This is a genomic window from Alphaproteobacteria bacterium (genome assembly GCA_015062495.1).
Lineage (GTDB): Bacteria > Pseudomonadota > Alphaproteobacteria > Rs-D84 > Rs-D84 > Enterousia.
Genome location: SUUN01000001.1, coordinates 184,055 through 202,374, shown reverse-complemented (window position 1 = coordinate 202,374; position 18,320 = coordinate 184,055). Strand labels below are relative to the sequence as shown.

At 48.4% G+C, this 18,320-nt stretch carries 3 protein-coding genes; 1 reads left to right on the top strand and 2 read right to left on the bottom strand.

What is annotated here, in order from left to right:
* The first annotated feature begins 6 nt into the window (after positions 1-6).
* Positions 7-1,659, top strand: a complete 1,653-nt coding sequence (gene recN / locus E7008_00925) for a DNA repair protein RecN (GenBank protein ID MBE6456493.1) — start codon at positions 7-9, stop codon at positions 1,657-1,659.
* A 322-nt stretch (positions 1,660-1,981) separates the two neighbouring features.
* Here recN and E7008_00920 read toward each other — a convergent pair whose 3' ends face one another.
* Both E7008_00920 and E7008_00915 read right to left on the bottom strand, forming a co-directional pair.
* Positions 1,982-7,879 (bottom strand): hypothetical protein, encoded by a 5,898-nt coding sequence (locus E7008_00920; protein ID MBE6456492.1) that lies wholly within the window; start codon positions 7,877-7,879, stop codon positions 1,982-1,984.
* Between the two features lie 172 nt (positions 7,880-8,051).
* A complete protein-coding gene (locus E7008_00915) occupies positions 8,052-18,317 on the bottom strand; it encodes a hypothetical protein (protein MBE6456491.1) in 10,266 nt (3,421 codons plus the stop codon).
* Positions 18,318-18,320 lie beyond the last annotated feature (3 nt).

Below are 18,320 nucleotides of genomic sequence, written 5' to 3'. Positions count from 1 at the left end.
CTGGGCATGTTAATTGGATTAAGCATTTCTAATATCGTATTAATTGAAAAACTGAATTTAGAATTCGGTTCTGGCTTGAACATATTAACGGGCGAAACCGGCGCCGGGAAAAGTATTTTACTGGACGCGCTGTCATTGGCATTGGGTGCGCGGTCTGATGTGGGCTTAATCCGTCATGGTTGTGATACTGCGTCCGTTGTGGCGGAATTTGATGTGACGCCATCGGCGGCGGCCGGAATATTATCTGAATATGACATTGACTGTGCGGGCGGTCTTATTCTGCGTCGCACATTGTCCCAGGACGGTCGCGGGCGCGCATGGATAAATGACACACCTGTATCTGTCAAAACGTTAAAGGCGGTGGGCGACACATTAATCGAAATGCATGGTCAGTTTGCGAATCATACATTGCTGAATCCATCGACACATCGTCCTACGTTGGATACATTTGCGCAAAACAACATTGCGGACTTTGGAACGTTACTATCACGCACACGCGAAGCGTATATGGCATATCATACGGCGGAAAAACGTCTGAATGAATTGCGTGATTTATTGGCACGCAGTGAATCTGAACGCGAATATTTGGAACACAATGTGGCCGAATTACGCGCCCTGAATCCACAGCCCGGCGAAGAAGAAGAATTTGCCACACGTCGTGCTAATATGATGAACGCGGAAAAGAATGCCGCCATTTTGTCCGAAGCACTCGAAGCCTTATCGCCACGTGGCAATTCATTGGATGCCCAGTTGTTTAATGTCGCGCATATTTTACAGCGCATACGTGGCGATGAAAATCCATATTCTGCCCAGATTGATAAATTGTACGATTTGGCGGAATCTGTTGCGCAAATAACCCAGTCTTTGACCCCTGAAACAACGGATATGGACAACCTGGATGAAATCGAAGAACGCCTGTTTGCCATTCGCGCGGCCGCGCGCAAACATCATGTTCCGGCGGATGAATTACCAAATATGTTGGCCCAGATGACGGATCAGTTAAACGCGATTGATAATTCAGATGCAGAACTGAAAAAAATGACAAGCGTTGTAAACCGTTGTCGTGCCGAATTTGATGCGGCGGCGGCGGCATTATCTGCGGCCCGCGTGGATGCTGCGAACACATTACGGACATGTTTATTGGCCGAATTACCCGATTTAAAACTGGGGGCGGCGGATTTTATGGTTGATGTGTCAGTGACCACGCCGTCTGCAACCGGGATTGACGATGTTGTATTCATGATAAAAACCAATCCAGGCTCGCCATTTGCGCCACTACACCGTGCGGCATCTGGCGGTGAATTGGCGCGTTTAATGTTGGCGATGCGTGTTGTTTTGGCGGGAACGAATGACATGCATTCATTTGTATTTGATGAAATTGACACAGGCATCAGTGGCGCAACCGCATCGGCGGTTGGTGCGCGACTAAATCGCCTGGCGCAATCGAACCAGGCCTTGGTTATAACTCATTCTGCCCAGGTCGCAGGTTTTGCCACACGTCATTTCAAGATATCTAAATCTGTTGCCAACGATAAAACCACGACATCGGTTTGCGAAATTACTGGTGACGAACGCGTGAACGAGGTTGCCCGCATAATCAGTGGCTCTGAAATCACGCCTGAATCCATTACAATGGCAAAAACATTGATTAAAAAATAATTTTCATAACAATACTGCAAAAAAACTATCCCCCACCACTGACCAGTGGTAAACACTTCGCTAAATAAAAGTTTAGTTAACAAAAACGTTTTACGTTTTTGTCATTCTGGGGCTTGACCCCAGAACCCAGGTCATGCGCGTAAAACGCGCACAAATACTAAGGTTTCTATGACCTGGGTCCCGGTATCGAGCACCGGGATGACATACTTTTTTTGCAAAAAGTATGTTTATATTAACTGCGCTAAACTTTTATTTATCGCTGTATTATATATTCCACCACTAATCACTAACCACTAAAAATCCCCCAAACGGGGGATTTTTTTTACTGATAATCATTTACAACTGAATACTCGGTTGATCCATTCTTGACCTTTAACGCACCCGACAGAGTTGTACTTAACGCGCCAAAGAACGTTTTATCGCCAACCTTGACACGCAGTGCCGGTGTTGTGCGGCTCTCGCTGCGCAGGTAAATCACATTATCACCCGCATGCAACTTGCGTCCACAGTCCGCCGCTTCGTTCGCACCTGTGCCCGAACCAGTTGTAATCAACCCGGTGTCGCACTTGTTGCGGCCCAGCGTTGCAGTCTGGGAAACCGTGCCACCTGCGCCCCAGTATCCAGTATTTGTTGTGGTGTCAACACCAACGTTCACGCATCCCGCACCTGCGGACGCTACATATTGTCCTGCGCCACATGTCACTTTACAGCTTGCTGCGCCTGCGTGACTTGACGCTGTTGTGCCGCTGTTGGTATAACCCTTGGCGGTCGTACATGCCGTACAAGAACTGGCTTTCTGATCAGAATACGTACCGTTTGAACATACCGATGTTCCAGTGCAGGCCTTGTTGTTGGTTGTGTCCTTACAGCCTGTGGTATATGTACCCGCCACCGCATCAGAACAACTTGTTTTACCTGTGCTGCCCTGATAAGTTCCCGCTGGGCACGCTGTCTGTGATGTGGCTTCTGTCCCGCTTACATAGTATCCTGTCGCCGCCGGCGTACAAGATGTCGCAGTTGTCGCGCTGGATGTATATGTACCCGCTGCACATGCCGAACATGTTGTTCCGTTCACATAGCGTCCTGCCTTGGCGGTCAGGCCACTTGCCGTCGCGCTGCCCCATGTGGTTGCATTGGTTGCTTTCTTGGTCAGCGTACCTGCCGTACAGATCGTTGCAATCGGACTGCCACTGGTTGATGGCGTTGTTATTTCCGCGCAATCTGTCACAACTTTCAAGCCTGTTGTGCTTGCCAACGTCCACCCAGATTCCGCTGCCGGACATGAATTCGGGCATGCACTGGCCGAGCCTTCGCCACCAAAGCATCCTGCCTGAATCTTTGTCTGATCACATGCACCTGCTGCTGCATAGTAACCAGCGTCTGCCTGGGTCTGACTACTATTACCAGTACCCTTCGCATAGTACCCCGCACTCGTTGTTGTACAACTTGTCGCTGTACTGCCGTCTGTTCCTTGATACGTACCGCACGCACAAGCAGTACACGCCGGGGCAGAGGTATTACCGGTCGCACTTACACGATAACCCTTTGATGCCTTGGTCGTATAGAAGTTAGTTCCCCATGCGCTACCGCTGTACGATACAGTGTTGGCTGTAATACTTGAACATCCTGTTGCTGTCTTGTCTGGTGCAACATAGCGGCATGATGTATTTGCGCTACGTGGTGTGACCGAGCTGAACGTACCACCTGTTACCGCTGGCGCAGTCAATGCATTACAGTTGTTTGGACACGCAGTACTTGCACCAGCCGAACCCCAACAACCATTATTTAAGACCGTCTGATCGCATGCACCTGCTGCTGCATAGTAACCAGCGTCTGCCTTGGTCTGACTACTATTACCAGTACCATTCGCATAGTACCCCGCACTCGTTGTTGTACAACTTGTCGCTGTACTGCCGTCTGTTCCTTGATACGTACCGCACGCACAAGCAGTACACGCCGGGGCAGAGGTATTACCGGTCGCACTTACACGATAACCCTTTGATGCCTTGGTCGTATAGAAGTTAGTTCCCCATGCGCTACCGCTGTACGATACAGTGTTGGCTGTAATACTTGAACATCCTGTTGCTGTCTTGTCTGGTGCAACATAGCGGCATGATGTATTTGCGCTACGCGGTGTGACCGAGCTGAACGTACCACCTGTTACCGCTGGTGCAGTCAATGCATTACAGTTGTTCGGACACGCAGTACTTGCACCAGCAGCACCCCAACAACCATTATTTAAGACCGTCTGATCGCATGCACCTGCTGCTGCATAGTAACCAGCGTCTGCCTGTGTCTGACTACTATTACCAGTACCATTCGCATAGTAACCAGCCGTCGTTGTTGTACAACTTGTCGCTGTACTGCCGTCTGTTCCTTGATACGTACCGCACGCACAAGCAGTACACGCCGGGGCAGAGGTATTACCGGTCGCACTTACACGATAACCCTTTGATGCCTTAGTCGTATAGAAGTTAGTACCCCATGCAGTTCCACTATACGATACAGTGTTCGCTGTAATACTTGAACATCCTGTTGCTGTCTTGCTTGGTGCAACATAGCGGCATGCTGTATTTGCGCTACGTGGTGTGACCGAGCTGAACGTACCACCTGTTACCGCTGGCGCAGTCAATGCATTACAGTTATTCGGACACGCGCTAGTCGCACCCGCCGAACCATAGCAACCATCTGTAATGGTGCTACAGCTCGTCGCTGTACTGCCACTGGTCGCCTGATACGTACCGGCACTACACTGACTGCACGTTTGACCATTAACATACGCACCTGCCGCCGCCTTTAACGCAGTCGTAATAGATGCGCTACCCCACGCAGTTGCGCTGCTCTGGGCTTTGGTCAAAACACCAGCCGAACAGTACGAACTTATCGCAGTACTTGTCTTGGTTTCTTTACAGCTACTGTACGATGTCCAACCTGTACCACTTGCCTTGGTCCAACCAGATTCAACATCTAAACACGCCGTACATGTTGTCGCACCTGCAGAGGAGTAGGTCCAGTTTGCACACGTTCCGCAACTTGTTGCAGTACCGCCGGCACTATATTTACCCGCGCCACACTGACTGCACGTTGCAGACGCACTGTTGTTGCCACTGATAATCGAACCAGCTTTGGCCGTCACGGCATAGGTGTTCGCTGGCCATGCAGTACCAGAATACGACATTGTATTGCTGGTCTTGGTCGCACAGTATGTTGGAACTGTTTGGGCGTTCTGCTTAAATCGACAGGTCGTATTGGCATCATACGGACTGACCGAAGAATACGTTCCGTCTGTCTTGGTTGAATCCAATGCACTGCACGCCTTGCGTGATGTTGCAGCCGTTGTATCAACATAGTACCCAGAACCAGCCGACGAACATGTTGTATTGCCAGACGCACTTTTATACGTTCCCTTGGCACAGGCGGTACATGTACCACCAGATGTTGCGGCATTTCCAGAATAACCAGCATTACACGAACAATCGCTGATTGCATCTGAACCTGCCGGACTGGACGAATTTGCAGTACAACTGTTTGGACATTCGGTTGACGAACCCGCACCGCCATAACAGTTGGCCTTAATCGTGCCACAACTTGTTGCAGTACCACCGGCACTGTATTCCCCCCCCGCGCACTGTGTACATGTCTGACCATTAACATACGCACCAGCCTTGGCCTGGAACGCAGTTGATATCGTCGCACTTGTTGGCCATGTTGCACTGCTTGTTGCGTTTTTCTTCAACTGCCCCGCAGAACAATACGAGCTCACGTTTGTTGCAGCACGTGTTTCAAAGCAACTTGTTACCGCACTCCAACCTGTGCCAGTACCCAATGTCCAGTTTGTTTCTGCTGATGGACAGTTATTCTGAACACCGCTTACGCAGTACGTAGAACCACTACACTGTGTACGGCCTGTACAGTTATTGCCACTACTATTACACCCAGTTGTAAAATACCCAGTTCCAACATCCGAACATGCCGCAGCACCTTTTGCACTGTACTTTGTACGACCTGTACATGCGCTACAACTTGTCGTTGTACTGCCGTCTGTACCCTGATACGTACCCGCTGCGCACTGACTACAGGTCGTATTTGCGCCACTACCTGTTACATACGAACCTTTGTCTGCAGTAAATGCTGTAGATACAGTTGCCGTTGCCCATGTTGTAGCACTTGCGCCAATCTGCTTTAATTGACCGCTATAACAATAGCTACTTACGCTTGTTGCCGCCTTGGTCTGATAGCAATCTGTATAACTATCCCAACCTGTACCGCTTGCACGTGTCCATCCATCTGTCTGTGCAGGGCAGGCTGTACAACTTGTTGCAGCACCACCGGCACTAAACACCGCACCACTACACTGTGTACAGGTCTGACCATTTACATACGCACCAGCCTTGGCCTGCAATGCGGTGGATATTGTAACCGTGGTGCTATACGCGCTTGCACTTGACGCGGCACGACGCAACTGACCCGCAGAACAATATGAACTGATGTTTGTCCCAGACTTATATTCATAGCACGCGCTGTATGTTGTCGAAACATTACTGGTTGAATACGCTGTCCATCCACTGTCCGCCGTCGGACACGCATCACATGTGGTATCATTACCATTCGAGCTATAACTACCATAACCACATGCAGAACACGTTGTGCTGTCTCCACTGCCACTAACCTTGTAACCACCCTTTGCGGTCAGTGTACTTACCGCCGTACCCCATGCTGTTGCACTGGTTGCGGTCTTGGTCAATGCACCACTATAACAATTACTGCTGACGCTGCTATAGGCTTTGGTTTCTTTGCAATCGCCGTACGCATCCCAACCTGTGCCAGACACATAGCTATATCCACTGGTTAACGTTGGACAAGATGTACATGATGTCGCCGTACCACCACCATAGAACGTACCATTGCCACATACTGTACATGATGTGCCACTTACATAATACCCAGGTTTAGAGGACAGGGCACTATGAACAGATACAGTACTTCCCCATGCCGTCGCACTGGATGCAACTTTCTTAACACTACCGCTCGCACAGTTAGTTGGTGTTTGATACTGATAACATGCGCTGTAGCCAGTTGCAACATTGCTTGTTGTGGTCATAGTCCAACCACTATCTGCTGTCGGACACGCATCACATGTGGTATCATTACCATTCGAGCTATAACTACCATAACCACATGCAGAACACGTTGTGCTGTCTCCACTGCCACTAACCTTGTAACCACCCTTTGCGGTCAGTGTACTTACCGCCGTACCCCATGCTGTTGCACTGGTTGCGGTCTTGGTCAATGCACCACTATAACAATTACCGCTGACACTGCTATAGGCTTTGGTTTCTTTACAACTGCTGTACGACGTCCAACCAGTCCCTGATACATAACTGTACCCACTGGTCAACGACGGACACGATGTACATGATGTCGCCGTACCACCACCATAGAACTTACCATTGGCACAGACCTTACATGATGTACCATTTACATAATAACCCGGACTGGATGACAGTGCACTGGTTACAGATGCTGTACCATACGTAATTGTTGTTCCGCTTATGCTGCTGGCGGTACGTTTAATTGTACCACTTGCGCAATTTGCCGGTGTTTGTGTCTGATAACATGCGGTATAGGCGGTCGAACCTGTACTGTTGGTCGTTGTTGTCCACCCCGACGTTGTCGTACATGACGTACAACTTGTATTGGTATGGGCGCTGCTGGCCATATATGTGCCACTGCCACAAGCTGTACAAGTGCCCGTATAATATGTATAAGCCGTTGAGCTGTACTTTGAACCAGCCTTACAATTACTAATTTTACATAAGTTGGTAACAGTATTTGCCGACCATGATGGCGTCGCCCATGAATTATCATAGCTATTATTGTTTGAACATGTTGCATTACAGCTGGTTTGTCCTGTGCCGCTTGTGGTCGTTCCTGCGCTACACGCCGTACAGGCACTTTTTCCTGTTGCGTTTGTGTATGAGCCACGTGCACACGCGACTTTATTCGCCGTGCCACCTGTACAATACGACCCAGCCGGACAAATGGTACACGCATTACCAACCGCAGGTGTGCCGTTATATGTACCATTTACGGTCATATAATACCCGGCATTACACGACGTATATTTCTTATACGTCGGGCATGAGTACCCCGCGGCAAACACATTTGTTGTGAAAAACAATACGGATAAAAACGCGCAAAAACGCAGAAATCTAGACATTCTTCCCACTTTCTTTTTCTCTTTACTCTGTCATCATAGAAAAAACATAGGGGATAGCACAAGTAAAAAATACCCAAACATATATTTTTTTTAATTTGACCACGATTCGATACGCAAATCTGAATACAAATAAAAATTTAGCGGGATAAAAAATCCCCCAAACGGGGGATTCTTACCACGATGTATATCCAGGCGCGCATGTGCGTTCACATTTCTTGCGTGACGCATTCCAGCGTCTTGAACCGGTTTCGTCCGAATATGTATCACAAATCAGACGACATTCGTTGTTTTCCAGCGTATACAATTCACCCTGATACATACATGCCGCGATTTCACAGCCCTGGACATAACTGCTGGCGGCCAACTCGCCATTTGCACTGTACATGTTGTTGCAACGGCCACATTGTTTCCACAGTTCGTTTGTCTGTCCTGGTTCGTTTGTATATCCTGGATCGCACTTGGTTGCAATACATTCGCCCCATGTGTTGGTCTTGTGATTCCATTCACGCACACCAACCCCGTGTTCCAGTTCACATACCTGTTCATCAACCTGACACGCATTCGCACCCAAGTGATACCCATCTGCACATTCGGTTATCATGCATGCGCCAAACGCATTGCGTGATGCATCCCATGTTTGTGTCGCAGATATCGCATTTGGTGCACTGCATTCAACAACGTTGCTTTCACATTGCTGGCCATTTGGATGATATCCGCTCGCACACGATTCTACGATACAGTTTCCATTTGGTTTATATGAAATCGCATGTTCGCGTGCGCATGGCTTGCAGATACCATTGTCCATTTCAAAGTTATAATTGCACGACGATTCGATACATACACCATCTACAATCTCGCATGGATTACCACTTGATGATTTGCCTGCGAATTCGCAATCCGCTGGATAGTACGCCCGATCCGCCACCGGTACGGCCGTTCCATTAACAACCGCATATGGTTCACAAACCTTGTAACAGTCGTTAATGCTGTCAGAATTCAATTCTGATTCTGGATATTCGCCGCCCGTCAGCGTTTCACAAGACTTTGGCGCATCATCCCCTGATGACGGATTGCATATCATGCCTGCTGGACATTCTACGCATACGCCATTGCTTAGTGTATACCCCGCCGCACAGACTGTGATTTCACAGGTGTCCGGGACATTCGCACCATAGTAATCGCGTCCACCCATCTGATACGCGTTTTTACCCAGCGCACATTCCGCATAGCAATACGCAACATCTGTTGTGCCGGCATCCGCCTTGGCATGTGTGCCATTGGTCGCAACGGCGCACGAACGCTGACCTTCTTCGGTGGTACATACATTATCCACAGGACAGTTTATACATGCCCCCTCTACCAACGAGAATCCTGTATCGCATCCAGTGATTGCGCACATCATATCACATTCTGCCACCTGACCATTTGCGCGACACACATTGTAACCAGCAGTATCTGATACCACTGCGCTGTCATAGAAACGTGTTTGTTCACCCGTTCCATTCGTGATATCACACGCCAGTTTTTCCAGATAGCATGCCGTTGCATCAACGCTCTTTGTGCCCTGGGTCAACCCGCCGTCTGGACATGTCCCCAGGCCTGTTGGATGGCCACTGTTGTTTGCGTCGGCCACTGGACCAAAGTTGTTATATCCAACTTCTTTACATACGGTGTCGCCATTTTTCCACCAATACCCTGGATTACATTCTGTCATGGTAATCTGGCCACACGACACATATCCGTCGGACTTTTCGTCGCCAAACATCATGCCATCTGCCGCCTGGTCATACAGACATCCATGTACACCCGTTCCGTACACCGCCGGACCAGTGTATTCAATACCCGGATATACCTTTGTCTTTTGACATACACCATGCGGTGTGGACGCATTATTGATTGTCGTTGTTCCGCCCGCTGGACAATCGTACAGGGCTTTGTCTGATTCTGGACTGTAATGTCCAACGCCCACCAACACACAATCAGTATTTGTCTGAGACTCGTCATACCAATAACCACCCGCACACCATGTGATTTCAATAGTATCTGCCTGACATTTTTGGTCGTATATTACCGACGCGCCATCTGAACGCGCACTGCACACATGCGTGCCCTTGGCGTTATTAGTGTCAGACACATATGTTTCAACACGTTTTTGACAGTCTGTCAACGAATCAGACATCGTCGCACCGTTGGTATTACCACCGTCTGGACATGCGTGCTTTTTCAATTCGGCTTCTTCGCTCCAATTGTCCGCACCAACCACTACACAGTCTATTGCGTTCTGGCTTTCGTCATACCAGTGTCCGCCCGCGCACCATGTAATATCCACTGTATCTTCATGACAGTTTGTATATCCAATGGTTTCAAAATTACATGTCCATGTACCTGTCGCGCGTGGATATGTTTTATCGGCATCAATATATGTGGTGTACGCCATACCTTCTTTATAGCAAACCCCAACATTTGTTGCGCTTGTCCCACCTGTGGATAAACCGTCTAATTCGCATCGATTCAGGCCAGCAACCTCACCATTTTCGGTTGTGCCAAACCTACCACCTGGACACCAGTGGTTTGCCAAACATATCTTGCACTCGCTGCCATTACCTGAATAGTAATAACCCGGTTCGCAATATGTACTGCCCAGTGTCCACCATGCTGTGGCGGTTGCGTCCTTGGTCGTCGCCGTCAGTGCATTGCTTGACCCCGACAGCGTACCATTTGCATCGATAATCGGTTGATCGTTCAATTTGTACCCTGCAAACATGTACGACGTACCTCTGCCTGGCAGGTTTGTCCCAATCGATGTAATGGGCTTGGTCGCTGCTGCATCACTGAACCAACCTGTCGCATATTTCAGGTATACTGGCCCTTGCTCTGCGTTTGTTTCTGCGTCTGGTGCACTCAGGGTGATTTTGAACACCGCTGGTTCCCAAATCGCATACAGTACGGTGTTTGTCCCATTTGCGGAAACATTACCATTGGCAATCGCACCCGCTGTATAGCACGCACCTGTGCCATTTGCATTTACGCACCACTTGTTGGCAGTGTTGTATCCGTCACGCTTCAACACACTTGTTGCGGGCAGGGCACAATCCCCACCATCAAATGTACAACGTACTGTATCCGCTATATCGCCCGAACCGCCGTTCAGATTCAGCGTAATATCATAGCTCTTGGCCTTACACTTTGGATCGACACCCGATACAGCCTCGTAACCTGTTTCGCACTCAACCGTATAATGACATGCCGGATACGCATTATCTTTTTCAGACCAGAACATCTTGCTGAATGCTTCACCTGCGGTCACATCCACACTGGTACTGTGTTCCACTGTCGGTATGTCGGATTTGCAGACAACATAACAGTCATCCTTGGAATCGCGCAACACATCCGTGCCAATCGTATAGTTTGTATTTTGCTTTGGCGGACACTTTGTTTGAATCAAATCATCCGCTGGGCTATAATAACCGCTATCTGGCGTTGTACATGTCACCGTCCCAGACTGATTATAATATCCTGCGTCACATGCATTGACAATGATATTACAGTTCGCATATCTGCCCTGATCTGATGAGCCACTGTACTGACAAACCCATGTGCCATCACCATTTGCCAACTCTGCACCTGTCAACGGATTCGTTGCAAAGTTTGCATAGCAACTGGTTGCGCTGGACTGACTACCCGCAATCGTACCCGGTGTTTTAATTGGGGTTACCTGTGGTGTCGGGCAATCGCTGCGACAACCGGTCTCACCAACCGCAACCTCTCTAACGCCTGGGCAATAATATGGCGCGACACAGTCTTTCAAAACGCTGTCTGAACCATCTGCATTGGCTTCATAATATTTGCCTGCCTGACATTTATACATATTCTGCGACCATATTGCATAGAATGTTTGATCTGCGGTGTACTTTGCATTGATTGCATCACTGACGATAAAGTCACCTGTCGCATCAATCACCATATTCCCACCAAATGCAGGTGCGGTATAGTATCCCTGCAATGTATAATTATCGCGTGTGTGTACAGGTGCTTTGGTAATTTTATCTGTTGCATCTGCCGCCTGGTCGGAATACCAACCATCCTTGTACTTTTGATAGATAACATTATCCACCCCATCATCATAATTCGCATCCAGTGTTATGGTATAAACATGTGGCGTACACAATTCAGACGGATCAGACGCAGACCCATCGGTCGGATCGATATCCGCACTTTCATTCTTGTCATATCCCGTCAAGCATTCAAAGTACGAACCATTATCCCCCGTCGCCGGACATACGAAGTTAGACTTGCCAACAGCAGGTATTGCGGATTCCGTCCCGTAATGTAACCATCCTGCTGCACCAAGCGTGTCCGAAGAATCATATTCACAAAAAGCACCTGTATCAGCAGTCGGACAGATTGGTGCTGTACAATTCAACGGTACAACCTTATAACATGCCTTAGCACCATTTTGTGATGTTGCCGGCACGGCCCCCAGCGTGCTATTAGATTTAGAATACCCACCACCTAAGGCAGAACAGGTTTTGCAAGACCAATCGCCGTTCAAATCACCATCAAAATAGTATGTGTTCTTACACCTAGCTTGTGCCAAAGGACACAACTCTGCCTCACCAGTTGCCAAAACCACACACGATTCTGGTGCGTTGTAGTAAACAACACCAGCAAATGTAGTTAATGCTCCTAATTGGCAAGAATTAGCATTCGGATATAACTCTTTAACTACAGACGAATCTGTACAAATGTCACGACACGCGCATCCTGTCTGTTCCTTATAACAATCGCCAATTTCATCACTGCCTGCGGCAGATAATGTATATTCGCCATCTGTCGCATCCGCACATGAATACTTAACCCCGCCTGTACAGTATGAACCGGCTTCGCACTCTTTGGCTTCGTTATTATCGCAGTATAATCCTGGATCTTCGCACGCCAGAACGCAATCTGATATCGACGATGCAGTGGTCTTCTGTTCGCCTGTTGCATCATCTATCTTGGTCTGCGGATTTGCGCCCGGACAGGTGTTTTTCACTGTTGAACACCCTGCGGATGTTGGTTGGGCATCTTCGCCATTACATGCGGATTGTGCTGGACTCCACGCGCCCGCGCCAACCGGCACACAATACTTCTCGGCAGTTGAATCACTTGCAAACAGTGACGCATCATACCAATAACCTGCTATACACGACACAACTGTCGATTGTTGACACTGTCTGTCGTATGCCTTGGACGTGTCTGACCAGAAACACTGACGACGTTGCCCACTGGTATCATTTTCGAACCACAGGTTATCCATAACGCACCCCTCGGCCGATGCGGTTGTTTTGTTTTGCGTTGTTCCACGCGTGTTTGTTTCTGTATTTAACGGACACTGTGTTGCGCTTAACGACTTGTCCGGGCTGTAATAACCATATCCAACCGGCGTACATGCAACCGCATCATCGCTTGCCAATGCGTACCCGCCCGCACAGGTGTACACAACACGATCTGTACAATCTGCGGAATAGGATTTTGTGGTCGCGTCATACATACATGTCTGGCCACCTGCTGTATACAGATTTGGGGTATAAACAATATTTGTTGCGAAACAATCATCGGCACTGTCCGAACCCGTGGCCGAGCCAATTGACACCGTCAGTGTATTCCCATTTGCATCGGTCGCCGCAGTATAATTTACATTCAGGTCAACGCATTTTTTACGTCCTGCTTCGCCCGTCTCTTGGACTGCAGACACACCCCCGCAATAACTGCCGGCCGGACATGTTGCACATTCTGCGCCTGTGCCCGGATAGTATGTTCCTGCTTTGCAGACTTTTGTTGGGTTATCTGACCAAGATGCCGTAATTGTTGTTGGTGTGCTAAACAGCATTGTTGATGCAACAATCGCGCCTGCATTATTCACAACCTGAGTATTCCCCGACAGATATCCACCAAATGTTTCACCTGTTTTTTTCGGCGTTTCAATCGTTGTAATCGTATTGCCATTTGCATCCAACCATGCAACACCATATTTCAGGTAAATCGCATCTACGCCCGATGTTCCGCCATTGTGATTCAATGTGACTTTTATAGTTTTTGCCACACATACATCGCCACTTGGTTCATAGCCATCTGTACACTGCGTTGTGTACGAACAGGCCGGAATTGTCGTCCCGTTAAAGTTTTCTGTGGCATTTTCTGGTGTTCGAACACCATTCCCATCGGTTGTTTTAACCTCGGAACATACGTTATAGCATGCCGTTGCCGCCGAAGATGTTTCCGTTGATGTCGTTACCGTGCTGTTCGCACCATTCAAATCTGTACACGCATTCCGTGTACGGATTCCGATACTGCCACCACGATAGTATCCATACCCAACAGGGTTACAGAACGGACTGTTATCTGTTGGTCGCCAGAATCCACCAATACACGTCTCTGGCACAGTATTACACGAAGCAGCATAGGTTTCGCCGTTCCAAGCACAGGTTTCCGTACCTGTTCCTGTGGCGTCTGGATATTTTGTCGTATCTTCGGCGGTAATATTAACCGCGCCACTGGCTGTACATTGGGTTGATGCCGTTGCACCCGCTGGCGACGTCACAGTTTTGCCGGTCGCGGGCGGACACGCCTGTTCACACAAATGTGTTTGACTTGCGCTTACCTTACCACCTGGACAGAACGATCCTTCGCTACATGTCGTGCCATCGGCGGCTTTGCCGGCTTCACAGTCAAAGAAGTCAACAATCCAATATGCATACAGTGTTTCGTTTGCATCATCTATATTCCAGTTCAGTGCACTTGTCCCACTGTCGTTATAATAGCAATCACCTGCACCTTCTTTTTCTGTGCAATATCCACCAAACACATAGTCTGTTTTCGCAGGCACTGTAATTGCCGGCATTGGCTGATTATATGTCGCCGTCACAGATGTTGTGCCGGTCGTCGTTGCGCCCTGGTCGTTCAGTGTTACTGTATACGTCTTGGGCTTGCACCCCGCGCCAGTGGCGGTTTTTTCATACCCCGTATCACATTCCCACGACGCGTCACCACCGCCACATTCCTGGGCGTTTTCTGGACATTTTTCGCACCCATTACCAGACTTATAATATTCGTCGCCACATGTTGTCGCCACACAGGTGTTAACGCCACCCTTGGTCACAGTACCCGACACGGCCGTTGCGCCTTTGATATCAGACACAACACATGCGCGATAACACACACTGTCCGTCTGGGCATTACATACATTATAGTTTCCTTCTGTATACCCCGAAACGTTCGAACATGACACAGAACAACTTGTACACGTTCCATTCAATGGATATTTATTTTCGCCGCAATTACATGCCTTGGCCGTTGTTTCATTACACGCATCCCAGTCGGCCCAGTATTCTAATTGTCCTGTACATGCCCCTGCTGAAACCGTCTTAACCGCTGTGCCCGTTAAACCGGAATTGTTATACCATCCCTGGAACGTATAACCCGGTCGTGTCACATTTGTCGGCAGGGCGAACGCCGCACTTTCTGCATTACACGCAATCGCATTGCCATAATCGTTAATTGTTCCGCCGTTTTCGTTATATTTAATATCGGTTGCACCATTCAGTTTCCACCGTGCGGTAAAGGTCTTGTTGGATGTGTATGTCCACTTGAACGCCGTGCCCGCTGCGCGGTTTGTCGTTCCGTCATTCCATCCATTAAACGTATATCCATCGCGCACGCAACCGGTATTTGCCGCCGGTGTAAAGTTCTGGTTATATGTGGGTGTACCATTCGCCGGTGGTGTACCCGTTGCGCCATCACCACACGCATATGTAACAGTATATTTATTTGCATCCCATTTTGCGTACCATGTACCATTGGACTGCAAAGCCTTGCCCGCGGTCAAACCAGTTGCTGTTATGTTGCCATTTGCACCAATATACTGTTCGTTGGATGCATAACTGGTGCTCTTATAATACCCTGCAAATGTATGTCCTGTTTTTGTTGGCTTAATAATTGCGTTCGCAGACGTCGTCATCGCATCCTGACCCCATGTGGTCAAATAGACATTATCATTATATATCTGATAGATTTTTGCCGTGCCTGCGCTGTCTGCACTTTGGTTGTTCAGTGTAATTATACCTTTGTTGGCGACCAGTGTATATGTCGCACTTGCCGCTTTATAATTTGTGGTCGCCGCACTGCTGACCGTAATCGTGGACGAACCATAGTTTGCCCCACTGGTCAATGTGACTGTTGTACCACTCAGACTGGCCGTTGCAACACTTTCGTTGCTGGATTTTACACTTAATGTGCCACCGCTGACGTTTTTGGTAACGGTGAATGTTGATTTTGCATTATACGCCATCGTGCCACCTGATGCACTCAGCGTCAATGTATTATCCGCCTGGGCAACCGTACAGTTAAACGACCCTGTTTTTGCCGCATAGTTGTTCGCAGTAATTTTATAAAATACTTCCTGTGAACCAGCATTTGTGATTGTTGGCGCAGAATCTAAATCATAGACGCCGTCCTTTATACCATATGTAATTGTATATCCAGACGTTGGCGCTGTTACCTTGATGTTACCATCACAGGTCAGGGCGCTGCCATCATATGTCTTGGAATCATTCGAACTGGTTGCTGTAATTGTTCCTGGTATTGTTTGTACCGTGTACGTTGCGGTTGCGGCTGCATATTGCCCCGATTGTGCCGCGGTCACAGTAATCGTCGCTTCACCCGCAGACTTATAAGTTACCGTTCCGGTTGTGCCACTTACTGTTGCTGTTGCGACACTGTCGTTGCTGGATTTTGCGCTTAAATTGCCATTACAAGAACCCTTGTCAACAGTAAACGTACTGGTTGTTGTGGGATATGTAATTTTACCGCTGGTTGGATTGACACTTATACTGCATGTGCCAGGATTTACAGTCAGGGTATATGTCGCACTGGATGCGGCATAATTCGTCGACGCATCACAATTGACGGTTATCACAGATTTACCAGCGGCAACTGGTTTTAATGTGATTGTGCTATTGCTAATGCTTGCCGTTGCCACAGATGTTGTACCACTGCTGACCTTTGGCGTCGCTTCATTGCCGGGGCATGTGGCCGTCAATGTTTTATTGTTTGGGTATGTCGTGCTGCCCGAACCATTGGTCACAACGGTACTGCCATCTTTTATGACTACACTGCCTGTCGTAGAATTGACCGTGCATGTAAATTCACCAGTCTTGTCGCTATAATTCGCCAATGCAATCTTATAGCACACATTTGTTGTGCCCGTATTTGTACGACTTGGGATTGTCGAACTGTATGTACTACACGCCGTACCGCTTTTTTCTGCATATGTAACCGTGGCATTTGTTGGTTTGACATTACTGATACCACTGCAACTTAACGCGCTGCCATCATATGTCTTGTTTGGATTCGACACAGTTGCTGTAATTGTGCCTGGATTAACCGTCCATGTATACGTTGCGCTCGACGCTTGATAATTGTCTGTTGCAGGACATTTAATCGTTATAACAGAACTGCCTGTCTTTAAAGGTGTCAACGTTACAGTGTTGCCGCTGTTTGATACACTGGCAACGGTTGCAGTCCCGCTTGTTGGTGATGAAATTGTTGCACCCCCCGCACAGGTCACAGTCAGTGCCTTTGTACCTGGGAATGCGGTGCTGCCCTGTGATACAGTTGTACCGTTGTCCTTAATTACTGTGCTGCCCGCCGCAGGTGTAATCGAACATTCAAAACTGCCTGTTGTCGAAACATAATTATCCGCGGTTACCTGATAATAAATCGTTTTGCTGTCCTTAACGTTTGTGATGGTTGGCGCAGATGTCAGATTATACGTACCGCTGGTTGTACCATACATAACAGTTGCACCACTACTTGGCACACTGACCGACACGCCATTACATGTCAATGCCGTTCCATCATATCCTTTGCTTTTGTTGGTTGCGGTTGCTGTGATTTTATTCTGGGTTTTACAAGCATAATACGTCCCAGACAAGGCGGTATATGCAAAACTTTGTGTTGTCGCGGTACATGATGCGCTTGTTCCCCATCCGCCTGTAAATGTGTATGTGTTCTGTGTCAACCCCGACGCCGACGGCAGGGCACAGTTCGCCCCATAATAACACTTTTGGGTCGCGTTTGCTGAACCGCTTGTTCCATTCAAAGTCCCCGAACCGCCATTCTTATTCAGTGTAATTGTCTTATAGCATGCCGTTGCCCCAACGCTTTCACCACCATCCGATGTTGAACCCGACCACACATCGGCGCACGACGCGCACGTGTTTCCAACATCCTCGCCATCCAGATAATATCCGGCATTACACGACGTATATTTCTTATACGACGGACACGAATACCCATCTGCGAACGCATTGACGGTAAATAATGCCAAAAATAAAGTTGCGAAAAATCCCAGGAAACAGCGCTTTCTTCCCATTTCTTCCTCTCTTTTATGTTTCATGGT